20 protein-coding genes are annotated in these 20808 nt (G+C 71.1%); 13 read left to right on the forward strand and 7 right to left on the reverse strand.

All coding sequences use genetic code 11. The annotated features are described in order from the left end of the window. Positions 1-6 precede the first annotated feature (6 nt). From LX14_RS13580 to LX14_RS13600, 5 genes are read left to right on the forward strand one after another with little or no spacing between them, the layout of a single operon-like run. On the forward strand, positions 7-1953 hold the full coding sequence (locus tag LX14_RS13580; RefSeq protein WP_253647700.1) for an ABC transporter family substrate-binding protein: 1947 nt from the start codon (positions 7-9) through the stop codon (positions 1951-1953). After that, positions 1950-2891, forward strand: coding sequence for an N-acetyl-1-D-myo-inositol-2-amino-2-deoxy-alpha-D-glucopyranoside deacetylase (mshB, locus tag LX14_RS13585; RefSeq protein WP_253647701.1), 942 nt, complete (start codon positions 1950-1952; stop codon positions 2889-2891). The genes LX14_RS13580 and mshB overlap by 4 nt, the downstream gene beginning before the upstream one ends. Next, positions 2878-3252: a facilitated glucose transporter gene (locus LX14_RS13590; protein ID WP_253647702.1), complete on the forward strand. Its 375-nt coding sequence runs from the start codon at positions 2878-2880 to the stop codon at positions 3250-3252. The genes mshB and LX14_RS13590 overlap by 14 nt, the downstream gene beginning before the upstream one ends. Next, entirely contained in the window at positions 3252-5900 is a 2649-nt protein-coding gene (locus LX14_RS13595) for a bifunctional FO biosynthesis protein CofGH (protein WP_372505336.1), read from the forward strand. The genes LX14_RS13590 and LX14_RS13595 overlap by 1 nt, the downstream gene beginning before the upstream one ends. A gap of 16 nt (positions 5901-5916) precedes the next feature. After that, the gene (locus tag LX14_RS13600) at positions 5917-6714 is read left to right on the forward strand and encodes a hypothetical protein (protein WP_253647703.1); all 798 of its coding nucleotides are present in this window, start codon (positions 5917-5919) and stop codon (positions 6712-6714) included. Between the two features lie 137 nt (positions 6715-6851). Here LX14_RS13600 and LX14_RS13605 read toward each other — a convergent pair whose 3' ends face one another. The 5 genes from LX14_RS13605 to LX14_RS13625 all read right to left on the reverse strand — a co-directional run bounded on the left by LX14_RS13605 (position 6852) and on the right by LX14_RS13625 (position 11055). Next, positions 6852-7307 carry a DUF8820 family protein gene (locus tag LX14_RS13605; RefSeq protein ID WP_253647704.1) on the reverse strand — a complete coding sequence of 152 codons (456 nt, stop codon included), beginning with the start codon at positions 7305-7307 and terminating at the stop codon, positions 6852-6854. 44 nt (positions 7308-7351) lie between these two features. Continuing rightward, a complete protein-coding gene (locus LX14_RS13610; protein WP_253647705.1) occupies positions 7352-8338 on the reverse strand; it encodes a DUF6745 domain-containing protein in 987 nt (328 codons plus the stop codon). A 350-nt stretch (positions 8339-8688) separates the two neighbouring features. After that, positions 8689-10056 (reverse strand): WD40 repeat domain-containing protein, encoded by a 1368-nt coding sequence (locus LX14_RS13615; protein WP_253647706.1) that lies wholly within the window; start codon positions 10054-10056, stop codon positions 8689-8691. 50 nt (positions 10057-10106) lie between these two features. Next, positions 10107-10481, reverse strand: a complete 375-nt coding sequence (locus tag LX14_RS13620) for a rhodanese-like domain-containing protein (protein ID WP_253647707.1) — start codon at positions 10479-10481, stop codon at positions 10107-10109. A gap of 22 nt (positions 10482-10503) precedes the next feature. Beyond that, a complete protein-coding gene (locus LX14_RS13625) occupies positions 10504-11055 on the reverse strand; it encodes a cysteine dioxygenase (RefSeq protein ID WP_253647708.1) in 552 nt (183 codons plus the stop codon). Positions 11056-11280: 225 nt separating this feature from the next. On the opposite strand from LX14_RS13625, the gene fdxA reads away from it, so the two are divergent. Next, positions 11281-11607, forward strand: a complete 327-nt coding sequence (gene fdxA, locus LX14_RS13630; RefSeq protein ID WP_253647709.1) for a ferredoxin — start codon at positions 11281-11283, stop codon at positions 11605-11607. After that, positions 11604-12752 (forward strand): succinyldiaminopimelate transaminase, encoded by a 1149-nt coding sequence (gene dapC / locus LX14_RS13635; RefSeq protein WP_372505338.1) that lies wholly within the window; start codon positions 11604-11606, stop codon positions 12750-12752. The genes fdxA and dapC overlap by 4 nt, the downstream gene beginning before the upstream one ends. A gap of 82 nt (positions 12753-12834) precedes the next feature. Here dapC and dapD read toward each other — a convergent pair whose 3' ends face one another. Both dapD and LX14_RS13645 read right to left on the reverse strand, forming a co-directional pair. Then, positions 12835-13791 carry a 2,3,4,5-tetrahydropyridine-2,6-dicarboxylate N-succinyltransferase gene (gene dapD, locus LX14_RS13640; protein WP_253647710.1) on the reverse strand — a complete coding sequence of 319 codons (957 nt, stop codon included), beginning with the start codon at positions 13789-13791 and terminating at the stop codon, positions 12835-12837. Positions 13792-13809: 18 nt separating this feature from the next. Continuing rightward, positions 13810-14475, reverse strand: coding sequence for an SDR family NAD(P)-dependent oxidoreductase (locus LX14_RS13645; RefSeq protein ID WP_253647711.1), 666 nt, complete (start codon positions 14473-14475; stop codon positions 13810-13812). A gap of 70 nt (positions 14476-14545) precedes the next feature. Between LX14_RS13645 and dapE the strand changes: the two genes are divergently transcribed. The 6 genes from dapE to LX14_RS13675 all read left to right on the forward strand — a co-directional run bounded on the left by dapE (position 14546) and on the right by LX14_RS13675 (position 20807). Beyond that, on the forward strand, positions 14546-15658 hold the full coding sequence (gene dapE, locus LX14_RS13650) for a succinyl-diaminopimelate desuccinylase (RefSeq protein WP_253647712.1): 1113 nt from the start codon (positions 14546-14548) through the stop codon (positions 15656-15658). A gap of 62 nt (positions 15659-15720) precedes the next feature. Continuing rightward, a complete protein-coding gene (locus LX14_RS13655) occupies positions 15721-16530 on the forward strand; it encodes an LOG family protein (RefSeq protein WP_372505339.1) in 810 nt (269 codons plus the stop codon). Beyond that, complete coding sequence (locus LX14_RS13660) at positions 16527-17063, forward strand: LOG family protein (RefSeq protein ID WP_253647713.1); 537 nt, start codon at positions 16527-16529, stop codon at positions 17061-17063. The genes LX14_RS13655 and LX14_RS13660 overlap by 4 nt, the downstream gene beginning before the upstream one ends. Before the next feature lie 53 nt (positions 17064-17116). Then, on the forward strand, positions 17117-18898 hold the full coding sequence (locus LX14_RS13665; RefSeq protein ID WP_308214104.1) for a long-chain-acyl-CoA synthetase: 1782 nt from the start codon (positions 17117-17119) through the stop codon (positions 18896-18898). A 110-nt stretch (positions 18899-19008) separates the two neighbouring features. Next, a complete protein-coding gene (gene folP / locus LX14_RS13670) occupies positions 19009-19821 on the forward strand; it encodes a dihydropteroate synthase (RefSeq protein WP_253648021.1) in 813 nt (270 codons plus the stop codon). A 17-nt stretch (positions 19822-19838) separates the two neighbouring features. Next, positions 19839-20807, forward strand: coding sequence for a glucosyl-3-phosphoglycerate synthase (locus LX14_RS13675; protein WP_372505385.1), 969 nt, complete (start codon positions 19839-19841; stop codon positions 20805-20807). The last annotated feature ends 1 nt before the right edge of the window (position 20808 follow it).

Here is a 20808-nt window from a genome sequence, read left to right on the forward strand (position 1 = left end):
AGTCGGATGAGGGGTGGCCTCGCCGCCGCGACGGTGGCGGTCGTCGCCGTGCTGTCCGCGGCGTGCACCGCCGACCCTCCGCCGCCCGTACGGGAGTCCGCCGCGCCTGCCACACCCACCCAGACGACCCCGGGTCAGACGATCCAGGTCGCCACCGACAGCATCGGCGTCGGTCTGAACCCGCATCTGCTGGCCGACCAGAGCCCGGTGACCACCGCGGTGGCCGCGGCGACGCTGCCGAGCGCGTTCGTCCCGGTGTCGACCCCGACCGGTGTCGAGCTCCGGATCGACCCCGCGGTGCTCATCGGTGCCGAGGTGACCTCGCAGAGTCCGTTCACGGTCACGTACCGCATCGCGCAGGACGCCCAGTGGTCCGACGGCCTGCCGGTCACCGCGGACGACTTCGCCTACCTCTGGCAGCAGATGTCCCGGCAGCCCGGCACCATCGCCCCGGCCGGCTACCGGATGATCGACGACGTCGCCTCGCGGGCCGGGGGCAAGGAGGCCGTGGTGCGGTTCCGCGGCCCGTACCCCGCCTGGCGGGAGCTCTTCACCGCGATGCTCCCGTCGCACGTCCTGCGGGGCGTCCCGGACGGGTTCCAGTCGGGGATGGACACCGGACTGCCCGTCTCGGCGGGTCGGTACACGATCACGGTCATCGACTCGAGCCGTGACGAGGTCCGCATGCAGCGCAACGACCGCTACTGGCGGACGCCGGCCGTGGTCGACCAGATCGTCCTGCACCGCGTCGGCACGCCGACACAACTCGCGGAGTCCGTCCGCTCGGGGGACACCGGTGTCGTCGCCCTCGCGGGCGGGACGGCGGTCTCCGGTGCGCTCGACGCGATCCCCGGTGTGTCCGTCGGTCGCAGTCCCGTCGGTCGCGTCCTGGAGCTCACCGCGAACACCCGCTCGTCGCTCATGGGGGACGCGGCCGTCCGTCGCGCCGTCCTCGGCATGGTGGACCCGCAGGTGGTGACCGACGCCGCGGCGGGGGAGTCCGTCGTGACCCCGGTCGCCAACCCTGTTCTCGTACCCACGGACCCGGGGTACTTCCCGGTGGACCGGGCCCGTCCCGACGCCGCGACCATCGGTGCACTGCTCGCCGGATCCGGATGGCGTCCGACGCCGTCGGCGGTGGTGACCGCGTCGCGCGACCCGTCCGCCGGTCCGTCACCCACGTCCTCGGTCGCCGGCGCGCCCGGCGACGGGGCGCCGACCACCACCACGCCGACCAGTGCGGCGGAGGCGGGCTCGGCCGCGCGGGCATCGCTGCCCGTCGGTGTGGTGCCACTGCAGCGCGACGGCCGGACGCTGACCGTGCGGATCGGTGTGGTCGCGGGCGACGTCCGCACCCGCGCCGCCGCCGACACCGTCGCCGACCAGCTGCGATCGGCCGGTGTCGCCGCGGACGTGTCCGCGCTGTCGTCGTCGGACCTCTACGGCCGCGCCCTGACCGACCCCGACGTCGACCTCGTCGTCGGGTGGTCGGACGCATCGGTGTCGGCGGCGACGCGGTTCGCGTCGTCGGTCACCTGTGACCCGACGCCGGCATCGACGTCGACGTCGCGGTCCTCGGGGTCTTCGGGGTCCTCGGCTGCGACGACGCCGAGCACGACACCCACCACGACCACCAGGCCGTCGGGATCGGCGCCCTCCACGACGGGATCGCCCGACGACGGTGACGGCGCCGGCCGGTTCCCCAGTTCGCTCGCCGGGCTCTGCGACCCGACCCTGTCGGCCATCGCCGAGCGCGCGCTGACCGCCGTCGATCCCTCGGCGGACCTGCGAGCCGCGGAACCCGTCGTCGCGGCGCAGTCGGTGCGACTGCCGATCTTCCAGGACTCCATGCTGACCGCCATCGGACCCGGCGTCGGCGCGGTGCCGCTCGACGGACCCGTCGGCACGGGCATCTTCGGTGCCGTCGGTTCGTGGAACGTCCTCTCCCGATGACCGAGGCGCACCGCGACGTCGCGGCACGGCGACTGCTCATCGTCCACGCACATCCCGACGACGAGTCGATCCAGACCGCCGGGGTGATCGCCCGTTACCTCGACGCGGGCGCCGATGTCACCGTCGTCACGTGCACCCTCGGCGAGGAGGGCGAGGTGATCGGGCAGCGATGGGCACGTCTCGTCGCCGACGGCGGCGCCGATCAGCTCGGCGGGTACCGCATCCTGGAGCTGACCCGCGCACTGGAGATCCTCAGCCCGCCCGGCCGAGTGCTCGAACCCCATTTCCTGGGCGGGGCCGGTCGGTGGCGGGACTCGGGGATGGCCGGTTCGCCCGCGGGTGACCACCCCCGCGCCTTCGCGCGGGCCGGCGACGAGGCCGTGCAGGCCCTGACCGCCCTCATCCTCGACCGGCGGCCCCAGGTCGTCGTCGGCTACGACCCGGCCGGGACCTACGGCCATCCCGACCACATCGGCGTCCACCGCGTCAGCACCGACGCCGTCGTCGCCGCACAGACGCAGGGGTGGTCGGTGAGCAAGCACTACTGGTCGGTCACCCAGAACTCGGCTCTCGCCGACGGCCTGTCGGCGGCCGTGACGCGCGTGCCCGACGGATGGCGGATGCCCGCCGACGGTGAGCTCCCCAGCTATCCCGACGACGAGATCACCACCGAGATCGACATCCGCGCGGTCCTCGAGCGCAAGGTCGACGCGATGGCCGCGCACGCGACCCAGATCACCGTGTCGCCGAGCCGTCGGGAGTACGCGCTCTCCAACGACATCGTCCAGCCCATCGGGGACGCCGAGCACTTCATCCTCGTGCGGGGCCAGGCCCATCGCGGGCCGGGCGGGTACGAGGTGGATCTCTTCGCGGGCATCGACGGCCTGGGTGTCGACGGCGCGGGCAGCGACGCAGGGGCCGACCGTGCCGATCGCTGACCGGGCTGTCCTCGCCGCTCTCGCGTTCGACGGACTCGTCGTGGGCGTGCTGTGTGTCGCCTTCCTCAACATCTACTCCGGATCGGTCCCCGTGCCGGTGACCGCCGTGGTCGGCGGGGTGCTCGTCGCCTGGTTCGTCCGGATCGCGACCACGATCACCGCCGGTTCCGTGCGGTACGCGCCGCTCATCGCCTGGCTGGTCCCCGTGTGCGCGGGTCTGCTCGGCGGCCCCGGCGGCGACGTCCTGCTCTACGCCGACTGGCGCACACTGCTGTTGGTCGTCGTCGGTGTCGGCGCCCCGGTGATCACATCGTGGGTGTGGCGCGGTCCGGGCATGGCGGGGCCACCCTCGTCGCGGTGATGGCGCATGATCGGGGGGTGACGAGCTCATCCGCTGACCACTCCGACGACAGCACGGGATCGGTCGGGCTCCCGGCGCCGTCGTTCCCCGGTGCGGCACCCGCCGCCGAGGCGACGCCGCCCCCTGCCGCCGAGGCGATGCCCACCGCCGCGGCGCTCCGCCGGGCCCTGCGTCGCGCCCGTGACGGCGCGACGATCAACGTCGACGAGGCCGCCGTCCTGCTCGCGGCCCGCGGGGACGACCTCACCGACCTGTGCGCGTCGGCGTCCCGCGTCCGCGACGCCGGACTGGCCGCGGAGAACCGGTCCGGCCAGATCACCTACTCCCGCAAGGTGTTCATCCCGATCACGCGGCTGTGCCGCGACCGGTGCCACTACTGCACCTTCGTCACCGTGCCGGGCAAGCTCGCCCGCGACGGGCACGGTGCGTACCTGGAGATGGACGAGATCCTCGACATCGCCCGCCGGGGTGCGGAACTCGGGTGCAAGGAGGCACTGTTCACCCTCGGTGACCGGCCCGAGGACCGCTGGCCCGAGGCCGCGCAGTGGCTCGACGAGCGCGGTTACGAGTCCACCCTCGACTACGTGCGCGCCGCGTCGATCCGCGTGCTCGAGGAGACGGGCCTCCTGCCGCATCTGAACCCCGGGGTCATGAGCTGGGAGGAGATCTCGCGGCTCAAGCCCGTCGCGCCGTCGATGGGGATGATGCTCGAGACCACCGCGCGGCGACTCTTCACCGACAAGGGCGAGTGCCATTACGGCAGCCCCGACAAGGACCCCGAGGTCCGGCAGCGCGTCCTGGTCGACGCCGGCCGGCTGTCGGTGCCGTTCACCACCGGCATCCTCGTCGGGATCGGTGAGACGCGGCGGGAACGCGCGGAGTCCATCCTCGCGATCCGGTCGGTGCACAAGGCGTTCGGTCACGTCCAGGAGGTGATCGTCCAGAACTTCCGGGCCAAGGACGACACCGCGATGCGCACCGTCCCCGACGCCGACATCGACGAGTTCGTCGCCGCCGTCGCCGTGACACGGATCCTCATGGGGCCGTCGATGCGGGTGCAGGCGCCGCCCAACCTCGTGTCGGCCGAGGAGTGCGCCGCGCTCGTGGCCGCCGGCGTCGACGACTGGGGCGGTGTCTCACCCGTCACGCCCGACCACGTCAACCCCGAGCGCCCTTGGCCCGACCTGGATGCGCTCGCCGAGATCACGGCCGCCGCCGGGTACACGCTCACCGAGCGGATCGCCGCCCAGCCGCGCTACGTGCTCGCGGGGCAGCCATGGATCGATCCCCGCGTCACGGGGCATGTCCGCGCGCTGTCGGATCCGTCGACCGGTCTCGCCGCCGACGTCCTGCCGCAGGGCCGGCCGTGGCAGGAGCCCGACGAGGACTGGCAGTCGTCGGGTCGGGTCGACCTGAACACCGAGATCGACACCGACGGCCGCGCCACCGACACCCGCAGCGATCTGAACAGCGCCTTCGGCGACTGGGACACCGTCCGCGAACAGGTGCTGGCGCTGGCGGACGCCGGGGCACCGCAGCGTCTCGACTCCGACGTCGCCTCCGCGCTGCGCAACGCCGAACGCGATCCCGCGGGCTGCAGCGACGCCGACTACCTCGCGTTGGCGACCGCCGACGGACCGGGTCTCGACGCACTGACCTCGCTGGCCGACGCGCTGCGTCGCGAGGCCGTCGGCGACGACGTCACCTACGTCGTCAACCGGAACATCAACTTCACCAACATCTGCTACACCGGCTGCCGGTTCTGCGCGTTCGCGCAGCGCAAGGGCGACGCCGACGCGTTCACGTTGTCCGCCCACGAGGTCGCCGACCGGGCGTGGGAGGCGCACGTGGCCGGCGCGACCGAGGTCTGCATGCAGGGCGGTATCGATCCCGAACTGCCGGTGACCGGATACGCGGACCTGGTCCGCGCGGTGAAGGAGCGCGTGCCGTCGATGCATGTGCACGCCTTCTCGCCGATGGAGATCGTCAACGGCGCCTCCCGCGGTGGCGTCGGTGTGCGCGAGTGGCTCGTCGCCCTGCGTGAGGCCGGGCTCGACACCATCCCCGGTACCGCCGCGGAGATCCTCGACGACGAGGTGCGGTGGGTGCTCACCAAGGGCAAGCTGCCCACCGCGACGTGGATCGACGTGGTGACGACCGCCCACGAGGTGGGCCTGCGGTCGAGTTCGACGATGATGTACGGCCACGTCGACGCCCCGCACCACTGGGTGGCGCACATCAACGTGCTGCGCGGGATCCAGGACCGTACCGGCGGTTTCACCGAGTTCGTCCCCCTGCCGTTCGTCCACCAGAGTTCGCCGCTCTACCTGGCCGGCGCGTCTCGACCGGGTCCGACGCACCGCGACAACCGTGCGGTGCACGCCCTGGCCCGCGTGATGCTGCACGGACGTATCCCGCACATCCAGACGAGCTGGGTGAAACTGGGTACCGCCGGGACGCAGGTCATGCTCCGTGGCGGCGCCAACGACCTCGGCGGCACGCTGATGGAGGAGACCATCTCGCGGATGGCGGGGTCGCAGCACGGGTCGGAGAAGACCGTCGCCGAGCTGCGGGCCATCGCCACCGAGATCGGGCGCCCGGCCCGCGAACGCACGACCGTCCACGCCCGCCGCGAGTCGGCGGCCTGAACGAAGGGAACACACCGTGGCGCAGAAGGACATCCAGCGCAGGGACGCCGGGAAGAAGGACGCCGGGCAGCCGATCACCGATCGTGACGTGGCCCGTGTGCTCTACACCGCGACGGGGATCGTGAACCCGGTGCTCGACGTCCTCGAGAACGTCGACCTCCTCGGACTGAAGCGGGCCACGCGGACCGGTACGGAGCCGACGGAGGACGACTCGATCCTCGCGACCGTCGCCCACGCCATCGTGTGGGTCACCGACCAGACCGGTGCCCCCGGCACGGCGCGATGGGAGAAGTGGACCGTCGACCAGCGCACCGCGTGGTGGGTGGACCGCGTGGGCGCCCTGGGCACCCTCGCCGTCGCCTACCCGGGCGTGTTCGGTGTCCTCGCCGACCGGCTGCCCATCCAGGACCTGGTCGGGTTCGCACACCAGGCGATCATCATCTGCGCGGTCCAGCGGGTGCACGGGGTCCGCGATCGCCACGATCAGACCGACCAGCTCGCCGCCCTCCTGTGCGACCGCGTCGTCGACTCCCGCGCGCTGCTCGCCGCCGACGCCGGCGACAACCTGCCCGCCCGCCACGCCGTGCGGATCTCGTCCCCGCTCGATCTCGTGCGGTCGGTCTGGTCGGTGGTGTCGTTGCTGCGATCCATCACCGACGTCCTGTCGCATCGCCCTCAGCCCAGGCAGCCGTGGCGACTGCTGAGCAAGCTGCCCGTCGTCGGCGCTGTCGCCGACTACGTGGGGGAGCGGGCGGCGCTGTCGCGGGCAGCGGACGCCGCGACCGCGAGCCTCCGCGCGCCCGTGCACGTCTGACGGGAACCCCCGGGGCCACCCCGCCGAGCGTGCCTAAAACCCCCGCCGAGCGTGCAGAAGATCCCGCCGAGCGTGCAGACAATGCCCGCCGAGCGGGCAGACAATGTGCGCCAAGCGTGCAGACGATGCGCGCCGCGTCAGTCGGCCACGAGCCGTGAGGCGCCACCGAGCGCAGAAGACGCGCCGCGCTCGCGTTGGCGTCCGATGACATAGCGGCCCGGTGCGATCCCGGTGGCACCGTGCTCGGGATGGATCAGGTACGCGACGACCTCTGTGTCGAGGATGCCGAGCGCGAGGCCGCGGGTGTCTCGCACCGGTGTCGACCAGGTACAGGTCTGCCCGTCGGCGACCAGGCTGTGCGGGTTTCCGCCCGCCGCGCTGCGCAGCAGCTCCACCCCCGACGCCGGGACGGACACCGATCGTGTCCCCCGGAAGGTGCTGACGGCCCCGACGAGGAGCCGGTGCGGGACGACGATGAGGTCGCCCTGGGCTTGCAGTCCGTCGATCACGGGGACGGACACCGATCGGTCGAGATGGTCGAGGACGTCGAGTCCGGAGATGTCGGCGAGCGCGGACAGGGTCATGGCAGTCATGGGGTCACCGTGTGTCGAAGGGGATGGTGGGGAATCGTGTGCGTTCATGTTCTGCGGAGCAGACGGGCGTAGTCGGCAGCACTGATGCCGTAGGTCCAGCCCGCAGCCTGCAGGGCCGACGAGGTCCACGGCGGCACCGGCAGTCCGTAGCGTCGTCGACGACCGTCGCGCTCGACGGATCCGTTGGTCACCAGCAGGATCCGCTCGCGTCGGCCCCAGCCGTCGGGCGTGGCGTAGAGCGACAGCGGGTTGCCCGCGTTGCCGGGGTCCTCGACGCGGTCGATGAGTGCGAGACCGGCCGTGTCGACGTAGGTGTCCCATCCGATGCGTTCGATGGCGCATCGGCGGACCTCGACATTGCGCTCGCGTGCGATGCGCTCGACATCGGGGTCTGTCATCACCCAGCCAGGGACGACGGTGCCGTGGAGTGCGAACACGGTTGTGCCGTCGGCGAACTGCACGGCGGGCGCCTCGTCATGGTGCAGTCTGCGCTGGTCGTGAGCCTGGTTCGGGATCGACTCCATGTGCACCGCCGTCGGTCTCTCCGCCATGACGCAGATGTCGTCGAACGCCCACCACCAGCCGGTGGCGCTCGTGAGGGCGACCAGAAGATCCAGGATCTCGTCGTCCTCGGGTGTATAGCGGACGAGCTGCGATCGTCGCCAGTAGTTCTGGTAGGCAACGTGATACGCCTCCTGCTGCCCGTGCCAGGTCACGGCACCGATCGACGGGGGCAGCAGACCGCGGACGGCGGCAGCCACGCCGTCGGACAGACTCGTGTGCAGAGATTCCCAGATCGCCGCGCGGACAGCTGATCGCGGGCCCGTGCGGGTGGGTGACACGAACGACCACGAAGGTCTGCCGTCGGTGGACGCCTCCCACCATCCCCAGGTCCGGCGATGTTCTCGGTCGATCCGTGCATTGATCCGCGAGCGTGACGACGACAGCGTGTGGGCAAGGCGTCCCTGTGCGCCGTCGACGGTGCGGGTGTCGATCGAGAGGGTGCCGTGGGTGAGGTCCTCGGAGGCCATGAGATCGATCGCCGCGACAGGCGACGGTGTCCAGACGAACTCCGGTTCGACACATCCGGACCGCCGATACAGTTCCGCGACAACGGATTCCGCCACTCCGCGATCGGACGGCTCGGTACACGTCCCGCGGGCGAGCCAGTCGTCGCGGCATGTGGTGACGTCGAGCGACCAGTCGATCCCGGGAAACGGGCGAGGGGAGAACTGAACTCGGGAGGGCCCAGCGACAGGCTGGACAGGTGCGGCGCTCACGCGAGGGTGGCGGGATCCGCCTTTCCGGTTGTCATGACGACAACGGTGACACGAGATGGTGGTGAACGCAAGGTCTCTCGCTCGATGCCCGGTACCCCGGTTCATCCGGTCGACGCGACCACCCGTCCGGTCGATGCGTCCCAGACCCTGACCCCACACGGCCCGGAGCCCGTGACCCGGGTGCCGTCACCGGAGAACTGGGCGGTGGTGCCGAGGTCGCAGTGGGCTGCGTCATCGGGCGACTGCAGGAGCCGGCGATCCCGCGGGTCGGCGCTGTCGTACACCGACAGTCCGCACCCGGCGACGAGGAATGTGGTCCCGGTCGGGCTGTACTCGACGGTCTCGTCCGACTCACATGTGGTCGTCGGTGGGATGGTGGCGGTGCCGAGCCGGCGGCCGGTAGCGACGTCGGTGGTGGTCACCGTCCGGGAGACCACCGTGCCGAGACGGTCTGCGGTTTCGGCGGTCGCCACGGAGGAGACCGCGAGCCGGGTGCCGTCGGGGTGAGATCGCGGCGGAGAACGTCGTGGGATAGCCGCTGTCGAGGGCGGTCGCGACGGTGGTCTGCCGACCGGAGTAGGTGTCGACGCCCCAGACGACGGTCGAGGTCTGAGAGCCCTCAGATGGTCGGCTGATCGGACGGGTTGTCTGTCCGACGGCGACGACGCTGCCGTCTCCCCGAGGCACGACGCCGAGGACCGCGGAATCCCCCTCTCGGAGATCGCCGGTGGGAAGGACACCGTTGCGCCGACCACCGGGGCGAGCTGCTGGTTGATGCGCACGGGGTCCGCGTCCCAGAGACGGACGGTCTGACCGACGCCGTCGAAGGGTTCCGTGGCCGGCCGTGCCGCGCTGTACCCCGCGTAGGTCGCCAGTCGCCTCCCGTCAGGGCTGACCGCGACCATTGCGAGGGTGGCGGGGGTGTGGCCGGACGGTCCTCCACCGTCGGTGCCGTCCGGATTCCCCTCGCCCGACACCCCGTATCGGGCCGTCTCCTGACCGGTCGTCACATCGATCGCACGCAGCAGCGCACCCCGATGATGAGGGTTGTCGACGAGGACCCGGTCTCCGCCGGGGAGGAACGACATGGCCCGGACCGGGGCGATCGGTGCGGTCACCAGGCGGGCGCCGCTGCGGACGTCCCACACCCAGAGCTCGGTCGGCCCGCGACGCGTGATCGTGGAACCGGTGCCGTAGCCGGGCGCAGCGGCGGTCAGTCGCCCGGCGAGGGCCTCGACCACAGCTGCCATCCGAGTCCCGTCGGGCGACAGGGCGGCGGCCTCGAGCTCCCGTCCGGCGAGGTTCCCGGTCAGTGACGTAGGGGACCCGCCAGGCGACCGCGGCGACCGGTCGACGACACGCGTCGTCGACTCGCCCGCCGGCGTTGCGTCGGGCACCGGGGTCGTGCACGCGGTGAGGCACACCGCCGCGACACCCACGGCAGCGCCGACCATCCACAGCGCTCTCATGGCCGTCGATTGTCCGCCGGTGCCGGCTGCCGCGGGGGACGATCAGCCCGTCAGTCGCCGAGTTCGCGCAGCGCCTCCTGGCCCCCGATGACGTCGGTGGCGCGGTGCAGACCGAGGTCCTGCAGAGCCGCCGCGGCCAGGGACGACGTGTAGCCCTGCTGGCACACGACGATCCACCGGACGTCGTGATCGACGGCCTCGGGGATGCGGGCGTCGCTCGTGGGGTCGGCGCGCCACTCCAGCACGTTGCGTTCGATGACGAGCGCGCCGGGCACCTCGCCCTCCTCGGCGCGTTGGGCGGCCGGTCGGATGTCGACGACGACGGCACCCGCGGCGACCTCGTCGGCGAGGTCCTCGGCGGGCAGTCGCTGCAACCGCGACCGGGCCTCGTCGAGGATGTCGTCGATGGTGCGGTGATCGCTCATGGGGCAGGAGTATGCAGTGCGGTCACTCGGGCTGGTCGGTGAGCTCGGTGCGCGTCCGCCGCAGTGACTGCTCCGGCGTCACCTCGTAGTACGACATCGCGGTCAGCGGCGGCGAGTAGGCGTGGACGCTGAGCGTGGGTTCGACGGTGACGGGCGTGGACGGGTTGCGCATCACGTCGTGCACCCAGCCCAGCGGGAACGACGCCTGGTCGCCCGCGTCGAGCGTCCGCGCCCGCAGATCACGCCCGGTCCAGCGGTACTCGGTGAGCCCGCCGGAGACGACGGTCAGCGCGCCGAGCGACCCGGCGTGGTCGTGCAGTTCCGTCGACGTCCCCGGCGTCCAGCTGATGAGCCACACGTCGACGTCGTCGTCGGAGTGCAACCGCGTCGACCACCGCTCGGTGGGACTCCACCGCGCCGGCAGGACGTCGTCGTGCAGGCCGTCGAGGACGTTGGCCGCGGTCTGATCGGTCAGGCGCAGGAGATCGGCGGGGCACAAGCGTGTGGGCAGCACGCGCCGCTCGGAGAGTCGACGGGTGGCGGCGGACACGGGCGGGCGGGTCTGGGTGAGCATCAGCATCTCCGGGTGACGACGGGTCGGGGGTGTACGGCCTGCTCAGCCGTGACATCGCCGTCGGTGTCGCTGGATCTCCACACCCGACAGCGTCGGCGGCGGGGGCCCGTGAAGCGAGGGTTTGCGCCGCTGTGATCCGAACCTCGTCCGGTGTGACCCCGCTTGTCGTCGCTGCGGGCCGACGCGGATACTTGGGAGAACGCGCGTACTGCGAAGGAGAGTGTGTTGACGTACATCATCGCCGAGCCCTGTGTGGACCTGCTCGATCGGGCCTGCGTGGAGGAGTGCCCGGTGGATTGCATCTACGAGGGCGAGCGGATGCTCTACATCCAGCCCGACGAGTGCGTCGACTGCGGAGCGTGCGAACCGGTGTGCCCGGTGGAGGCCATCTTCTACGAGGACGACGTCCCCGACGAGTGGGAGCCGTACGTCAAGGCCAACGTCGACTTCTTCGACGACCTCGGCTCGCCCGGTGGCGCGAGCAAGGTCGGCGTCACGGCGAACGACCCCGCGTTCATCAAGGGTCTGCCGCCGATGAACACCGAAGAGTGACCGAGGACGTCGCCGTGGCCGGTATCGCGCCGCGTCGTGGCGTCGGCGCGACCCTGCCCGACTTTCCCTGGGACTCCCTGGTCGGGGCGAAGACCCGCGCCGCCGCGCACCCCGACGGCATCGTCGACCTGTCGGTCGGCACCCCTGTCGACCCCATCGCCGACGTCGTCCGACGCGGTCTCGACGACGGCGCCGCGTTCCCCGGGTATCCGGCGACCGCCGGTACGGCGGACCTCCGCGAGGCCGCGGCCGCCGCGCTGGCGCGCCGCTACGGCTCGACCCCCCTCGACGGTTCGGCGATCCTGCCGGTCATCGGGACCAAGGAGGCGATCGCGTCGATCGTCTCGCTGCTCGGGTTCGGTCCGGGCGACGAGATCGTCATCCCCGAGGTCGCCTACCCGACCTACGAGGTGGGCGTCCTCCTCGCCGGCGCCACCCCGGTGCGTTCCGACGCGCTCTTCGCGCTGGGTCCGTCGCGGCCGGGCGCGATCTTCCTCAACTCCCCGTCGAACCCGACGGGCAAGGTGCTCGGCGTCGACCACCTCCGCAAGGTGGTCGGGTGGGCGCGCGAGCGCGGCACGATCGTCATCTCCGACGAGTGCTACCTCGGCCTGGCGTGGGACGCCGAGGCCATCTCGATCCTCGATCCGCGGGTGTGTGACGGCGACACGACCGGCCTGCTCGCGGTGCACTCGCTGTCGAAGATCTCGAACCTGGCCGGGTACCGCGCCGGGTTCCTCGCCGGCGACGAGGCGTTGATCGGCGAGTTGCTGGCCGTGCGCAAGCACGCGGGCCTCATCGTCCCGTTCCCCGTCCAGACGGCGATGACCGCGGCGCTCGGCGACGACGTCCACGTCGCCGATCAGCGCGAGCGCTACCGCGCGCGGCGCATCGCGCTGGCGACCGCGGTGCGTCATGCGGGCTTCACCATCGACCACTCCGAGGCCGGCCTGTACCTCTGGGCCACCCGCGGTGAGCCGTGCCGCGACACCGTCGCGTGGTTGGCGGAACTCGGGATCCTCGCCGCACCCGGCGAGTTCTACGGGCCCGCGGGGGCGCGGCACGTCCGCATCGCCCTCACCGCGACCGACGAACGCATCGCCGCCGCCGTCGCACGGCTCACCCAGGCATCCGCCGAGGCCTGACCGACGGGTTCTGCCCACTCGGCGGCCGGTTTCGGCACACTCGGGGAGCGGTATGTGCCCACTCGGCGAGTGGGGCGCGGGGTCAGTCGTTGGCGTGCAGGGCCTCGTTGAGGGCGATGCCGTCGCCCTTCCACGGCACGACCTCGACGGCGCCGCTGACGCTGTTGCGCCGGAAGAGCAGGTTGCTGCGACCGGACAGGTCGCGTGCCTTCACGGTGGTGCCGTCGGGCCCGGTCACCTTCGTCCCGGCCGTGACGTACAGCCCGGCCTCGACGACGCAGTCGTCGCCGAGGGAGATGCCGCAGCCCGAGTTCGCGCCCAGCAGGCAGCGCTTGCCCAGCGAGATCACCGTCGTGCCACCGCCGGACAGGGTCCCCATGATCGACGCGCCACCGCCCACGTCGGAGCCGTCGTCGACGACGACGCCCGCGGAGATGCGGCCCTCGACCATCGAGTTGCCCAGCGTGCCGGCGTTGAAGTTGACGAAGCCCTCGTGCATGACGGTGGTGCCGCTCGCGAGGTGGGCGCCGAGCCGGACACGGTCGGCGTCACCGATACGGACACCCGACGGGACCACGTAGTCGACCATGCGGGGGAACTTGTCGACGGAGTGGACGGCGACGGGTCCGCGGGCCTTCAGCCGCGCGCGGGTCAGCTCGAATCCCTCGACCGCACAGGGGCCGTGGTTGGTCCACACGACGTTGCTCAGCAGACCGAACTGCCCGTCGAGGTTGGCGCCGTGCGGCGCGATCAGCCTGTGCGACAGCAGGTGCAGGCGGAGGTAGACGTCGTGGGCGTCGGTCGGCGGCTGCGACAGGTCGGCGATGGTCGTCCGGACCGCGACGAGCGAGACGCCGCGCGCCTCGTCGACCGACACCAGTGCGGCGAGATCGGCGGGGACGTCGTCACCCGAGAGGCGTTGCGTACCCGCCTCGCCGCCCGCACCCAGTTCGGGTGCGGGGAACCAGGTGTCGAGGACCTTGCCGTCGTCGGTGATGGTGGCGATGCCGACCCCGGACGCAGACGTTGCTTCAGTCACGGCTCGTGACCCTACCGGTCAGTCCGAGTCCACCTGGACGCGGAAGCGGTCGCGCGAGGAGTGCAGATCCCACAGCTTCTCGGCGAGGGCGGCCGGGTTCTTCTCCGGGTGGTCCTCGGAGATCGCCCCGCCGATGATCAGCTGCGAGACCTGGATGCCCTCCTCGCCGAGCACCTCGTTGAGCAGCTCCGCGTACGCGGCCTGACCGGCGAACGCGACGGACGTCCCTGTCACAGCGCGGCCGGGCTTCACCGCCGACCCGCCGTTGACGAACAGGATGGTGCCCCGGTTCTCGCCGAGGAACCGCATCCCGGGCACCACCTGGTGGACCGCGGCGATCGGACCGTAGATGGAGAACTCGACCGGACCGACCATGTCGGCGGGTGTCGTCTCGAGCACAGGCCGCATGAAGTCCTTCTGCGGCAGAGGGCTGTACTGCAGCACCTCGATCGGTCCGAGAGTCTCGGTGACCTGCTCGAGCGCGGCGGCGATGGACGCCGGGTCGCGCACGTCGGCGGTGAAGCCCCGAGCGTGGACCCCGTCTTTGCCGAGGTCGTCGGCGAGGGCGTCCAGCCGTCCCTGGTTGCGCGAGATCAGTCCGACGGAGAAGCCCTCCGCACCGAAACGGCGGGCCACCGCCGCACCGAGTCCTGCACCTGCACCGACGATCGCGAGTGTTGTCATGACAGCGACAACTCGCGTGTGCGCCAGTGGCATTCCCCGTCGGGCGCGACCGCGATTAACCTCGTGCCCTGTGAGCACCCCCGTCCTGGACCTGCACGCCGACCCCGTCGAGCTGACCGCCGCACTCGTCGACGTCCCGAGCGTGTCCGGCGACGAGGCCGCTCTGGCCGACGCCGTCGAGGCGGCACTGCGTGCGCAGACGACGGGTTTCCAGATCGTGCGGCACGGCAACCGTGTGCTCGCCCGCACCGACCGCGGTCTGCCGGGACGGGTCATCCTCGCCGGCCACCTCGACACCGTGCCCATCGCCGACAACGTCCCGCACCGTCGGACCACCGACGGCGACGACACCGTGCTGCACGGCTGCGGCACCGTCGACATGAAATCCGGCGACGCCGTGTTCCTGCACCTGGCCGCGACCGTGGCCGACCCGGCGCACGACCTGACGCTGATCTTCTACGACCTCGAGGAGGTCGAGGCGACACGCAACGGACTCGGGGTGATCGAACGCGAACTCCCCGAGTGGCTCGCCGCGGACGTCGCCATCCTCGGGGAGCCGACCGGCGGTCTCATCGAGGCCGGCTGCCAGGGCACGCTGCGGGTGCGACTGTCGGCCACGGGGGTCCGGGCGCACTCGGCACGATCGTGGATGGGGGAGAACGCGATCCACCGACTCGCCGGGGTCCTCGACGTCCTCGCCGCATACCGGCCGCGACGGGTCGACATCGACGGCTGTGAGTACCGGGAGGGCCTGTCGGCCGTCGCGATCACCGGCGGTGTCGCGGGCAACGTGGTCCCGGACGCGGCGTCGATCGACGTCAACTTCCGGTTCGCTCCCGACCGCAGCACCGACGACGCGCTCGCGCACGTCCGCGAGACGTTCGCCGGCCCCCTCGACGCCGGCGACGTCGAGCTCGCCGTCACGGACCTGTCCCCGGGTGCTCTGCCGGGCCTGTCGCATCCGGCGGCCCGGGCGCTGGTCGACGCCGCGGACGGTCGGTTCCGCGCGAAGTTCGGGTGGACCGACGTGTCGCGGTTCGCCGCGCGGGGCGTCCCCGCGGTGAACCTCGGCCCCGGCGACCCGAGCCTGGCCCACCGGCGCGACGAGAGGGTGTCCGCGGCCGAGATCCGCTCCGTGGCCGAGACGCTGCGCCGATATCTGACCACGCCGCTGCGGCACTGAACGGTGCGCGTCGGCACGTGCGCGGCGGCGTCGTGTGCGATCGCTCGACTACCGTTTCGGACGTGTCATCCGATGTCGATCCCACCCCACCCGCACCGCTGAGCTACGCCGGCGCCAGTTGCCGTCGCCGCGCCGCGGACGACCCCGCGTCGACCTCCGACCACCGCCTGCTGGACACCACCGACCTCGACGCCCGCAGTGACCTCGACGGGCGTCTGCGAGCGGACCGCGCCGAGCGGGATCCTTGGCGCGTCCTGCGGATCCAGTCGGAGTTCGTGGCCGGGTTCGACGCGCTGTCAGGGGTCTCGTCGGCGGTGACGGTCTTCGGGTCGGCCCGGACGCCGCGCGACGCACCGGAGTACGCGATGGGCGTCGAACTGGGGGCGGCGCTGGCCCGCGCCGGACTCGCGGTCATCACCGGCGGGGGACCGGGTGCGATGGAGGCGGCCAACCGCGGTGCGGCCGAGGCGGGCGGCACCTCGATCGGGCTGGGGATCGAGCTGCCGTTCGAGCAGTCGTTGAACGACTGGGTCGATCTCGGCGTGAACTTCCGCTATTTCTTCGCCCGCAAGACGATGTTCGTGAAGTACGCGCAGGCCTTCGTCTGCCTCCCGGGCGGCTTCGGCACCCTCGACGAGTTGTTCGAGGCGTTGACCCTCGTCCAGACCCGGAAGGTCACACGCTTCCCGATCGTCCTGCTGGGGACCGCGTACTGGGGTGGCCTGATGGACTGGATCCGGACGACGCTGCTCGACGCGGGCACCGTGTCACAGGCCGACGTTGATCTGTTGACCACCACCGACAGTGTCGACGAGGCGGTCGAGGTGGTCACCCGCGCCATCGCCGAGCGAGCTGCCGGCGGCGCCGCGTGAGCGCGATCTGCGTCTACTGCGCGTCGGGCCCCGTGCCGCAGCGATACGTCGACCTGGCCACGGAACTCGGTACCGCGCTCGCCGCCGGCGGCCACACGCTGGTCTCGGGCGGCGGGAACATCTCGATGATGGGTGCGGTCGCGCGCGCCACCCGCGCCGGTGGCGGCCGCACGGTGGGCGTCATCCCCCGCGCCCTGGTCGACAGGGAGGTCGCCGACGTCGACGCCGACGACCTCGTCGTCACCGACACCATGCGCCAGCGCAAGCAGCTCATGGACGACCGGGCCGACGGGTTCATCACCCTTCCCGGGGGCGTCGGGACGCTGGAGGAACTGTTCGAGACCTGGACCGCGGGCTACCTCGGCATGCACGACAAGCCGGTGGTGCTGCTCGACGCGTTCGGATTCTTCCGGCCGCTGCTCGACTGGCTCGAGCACCTGCGGGGCGACGGATTCGTGTCCGAGTCGGCGCTGGGGCACCTCCGTGTGACGGATTCTGTGACCCGCGCCATCGCGCTCTCTACCAGCCGGTAACCTCTGTCACAGCAAGTGCCATCGTCGGTGAAGTCAGTGTGGGGAGCAGCCGAGTGACGACCGAAGCCCGTTCGCGTGTCGGAGTGACAGACATGGCCAAGGGGGTGCTGGGGCTGACGACCGACGCCACCGTGATGTTGCGCCACGCCCCGGGGTTCCTGTTGCGCAAGCCGACCTCCACGCAGACGATCGGCAGCCTGTTCGCCAAGCGGGCCAAGGACCACCCGGACCGCCCCTTCCTGCGGTTCGAGGGCCGGTCGTACACCTACGGCGAGTGCAACCGGCGCATCAACCGCTGGTCGGCCCTCCTGGCCGAGAAGGGTGTGACGGAGGGCGACGTCGTCGGCGTGCTCGCCAAGAACACCCCCGAGACGGTGCTGGCGATGATCGCCGTGGTCAAGCTCGGCGCGATCGCGGGGATGCTCAACTACAACCAGCGCGGCAACGTCATCGACCACAGCCTCGGTGTCCTCGAGGCCGACGTCCTCATCCTCGATCCCGACGCGCGCGAGGCACTGGACTCCGCGTCGGAGTCGTCGGTGCCGAACCAGGTGCTGACGTTCGACGACATCGAGTACGAGTCGAAGGACAAGAGCGAGTCCGAGCCGTCGGTCACCGCGACGCTGCCGGCGACGACCAAGGCGTTCTACATCTTCACGTCGGGGACGACGGGGATGCCGAAGGCCAGCGTGATGTCGCACTTCCGCTGGCTCACGGGCATGTCGGGCATCGGCGGCATGGGTGTCCGCCTCCGCCACGACGACACCATGTACGCCTGCCTGCCGCTCTACCACAACAACGCGTTGACGGTCTCGCTGTCGTCGGTGCTCGGCGCCGGCGCCTGCCTGGCCATCGGACGCAGCTTCTCGGCGTCGAAGTTCTGGGACGACGTCATCCTCAACCGCGCCACCGCCTTCTGCTACATCGGCGAACTGTGCCGCTACCTGCTGGCGCAGCCGGAGAAGGACACCGACCGCAAGCACTCGGTGCGTGTCGCCGTCGGCAACGGGATGCGCGCGGAGATCTGGGACGAGTTCAAGAAGCGTTTCGGCATCGAGCGGATCGTCGAGTTCTACGCCGCCAGCGAGTCGAACCTGGCCTTCATCAACATCTTCAACCTCAACCGCACCGCCGGCTACTGCCCGCTGACGTACAAGATCGTCGAGTACGACGGCGAGACGGGTGACGCGGTCCGCGACGACAAGGGGCGCGTCAAGGAGGTCGGTAAGGGTGAGGCCGGGCTGCTGATCTCCGAGATCAACGATCGCATCCCCTTCGACGGGTACACCGACCCGAAGGCCACCGAGAAGAAAATCATCAAGGACGCCTTCAAAGAGGGCGACAAGTGGTTCAACACCGGTGATCTGATGCGCGACCAGGGGTTCTCGCACGTCGCCTTCGTCGATCGTCTCGGCGACACCTTCCGGTGGAAGGGCGAGAACGTCGCGACCACGGAGGTCGAGGGCGGCCTGGACGGCGACTCCCAGATCGGACAGTCGGTGGTGTTCGGCGTCGAGATCCCCGACACCGACGGCAAGGCCGGGATGGCGGCGGTGACGCTGAAGTCGGGCGACAAGCTCGACGGTGCGCAGTTGGCCAAGCACCTGTACGACGCCCTGCCGTCCTATGCGCTGCCGCTGTTCATCCGCGTGGTGGAGTCACTCGAGCAGACCTCGACCTTCAAGACGATGAAGGTCGAGCTGCGTGAGCAGGGCTACAGCGACGTCGGCGACGACCCGCTGTACGTCCTCGCGGGCAAGTCCGACGGGTACGTCGAGTTCTACGACGGCTACGTCGAGGACGTCGCCGCGGCCAAGGCACCCCGGAACTCCTGACCCGCCCGACAACTCCTGACGTGCGCCCGGAGTCGATCGACCCCGCGCCGCATACGGGGTGGTTCCCCACCCTGTGCGGCCGACCCGTCGACCCCACCCGCGCGCTCGTCATGGCCATCGTCAACCGCACACCGGACTCCTTCTACGACGGCGGCACCGCGTTCACCGACACCGGCGCGATGGACCGGGTCGCGCAGGCGGTGGACGAGGGCGCCGACATCGTCGACATCGGCGGAGTGAAGGCCGGTCCGGGCGACGTCGTCGACGCCGCCGAGGAGATCCGCCGGGTGGTGCCGTTCGTGGAGTGGGTCCGCGGGCGGTACCCCGACCTCGTCATCAGCGTGGACACGTGGCGGTCCGACGTCGCGCGCCGCGCCTGCGGAGCCGGGGCGGACCTGGTCAACGACACCTGGGCCGGCGCCGACCCGGACCTGGTGCACACCGCCGCGGACTGCGGCGCGGGGATCGTGTGTTCGCACACCGGCGGCGCGACGCCCCGGACCCGTCCCCACCGTGTGCGCTACACCGATGTCGTCGCCGACGTCCTGGCCGAGGTGACCGCCGCCGCCGAGCGTGCGGCTCGCGCGGGGGTGGCCGACGACGGCATACTGATCGATCCCACGCACGACTTCGGGAAGAACACGCACCACGGGCTCGCGCTGTTACGCCATGTGAACATTCTCGTTAACACCGGCAGACCGGTGCTGATGGCACTGAGCAACAAGGATTTCGTAGGGGAGACTCTGGGCGTGGGCCTGGAGGACAGGCTGGAGGGAACCCTCGCAGCCACCGCACTCGCCGCCTCGGCGGGAGCGCGGGTCTTCCGAGCCCATGAGGTCGCCGCCACACGGCGAGTGGTCGACATGGTCGCCGCGATAGCGGGTACACGTCCACCGGAGAGAACAGTCAGGGGACTCGCATGACCGCCAACCGAACACGGATGTGGCCGGCACCGGCCGATGTGGACCCGCAGGCCCTGGCCTGGTCGGAGACCCACACCTTCGAACGACCCGACTTCGACATCGACGAGCTGATCGCGGCCAAGCGCGGTCGCACCGTCTCGGTCGTGTTGCCCGCACTCGACGAGGAGGAGACGGTCGGCACCGTCGTCGCCTCGATCACCCCGCTTCTCGGCACCCTCGTCGACGAACTCATCGTCCTCGACTCCGGGTCGACCGACGCCACCGCCGAGCGGGCGATCGCCGCCGGGGCGCGGGTGGTGAGCCGCGAGGCCGCGGTGCCCGAGCTGCCGCCGGTCGCCGGCAAGGGTGAGGTGCTGTGGCGGTCCATCGCGGCGACCACCGGCGACCTCATCGCCTTCGTCGACTCCGACCTGATCGACCCTGACCCGCAGTTCGTCCCCAAGCTCCTCGGGCCGCTGCTCCTCGACCCGTCGGTCCAGCTGGTCAAGGGCTACTACCGCCGTCCCCTGCGCACCGGGGGCACCGCCGACCCGAACGGCGGCGGACGGGTCACCGAGCTCGTCGCACGCCCGCTGCTCGCGTCGCTGAAGCCGGATCTCACGTCGGTCCTGCAGCCGCTCGGCGGCGAGTACGCGGGTACCCGGGAGTTGCTGGCGTCGGTGCCGTTCGCGCCCGGGTACGGCGTCGAGATCGGACTCCTCATCGACACCTACGACCGGTACGGCATGGCCGGGATCGCCCAGGTCAACCTCGGCGTCCGCACCCACCGCAACCGGCCGTTGATCGAGCTCGGTGTGATGAGTCGTCAGATCGTGGGGACGTTCATGCGGCGCTGCGGTATCGACGACTCCGGGGTCGGCCTCACCCAGTTCACCGCGCAGGAAGACGGCACCTTCACGCCGTTGACCACCGAGGTGCACCTCGGTGACCGGCCGGCGATGAACACCTTGCGCCCACCCGTGTCACGAGGAGTGCGCGCGTCCTGAC

Origin of the sequence: Williamsia deligens (assembly GCF_024171765.1) — a bacterium.
Taxonomy (GTDB): Bacteria; Actinomycetota; Actinomycetes; order Mycobacteriales; family Mycobacteriaceae; genus Williamsia_A; species Williamsia_A deligens.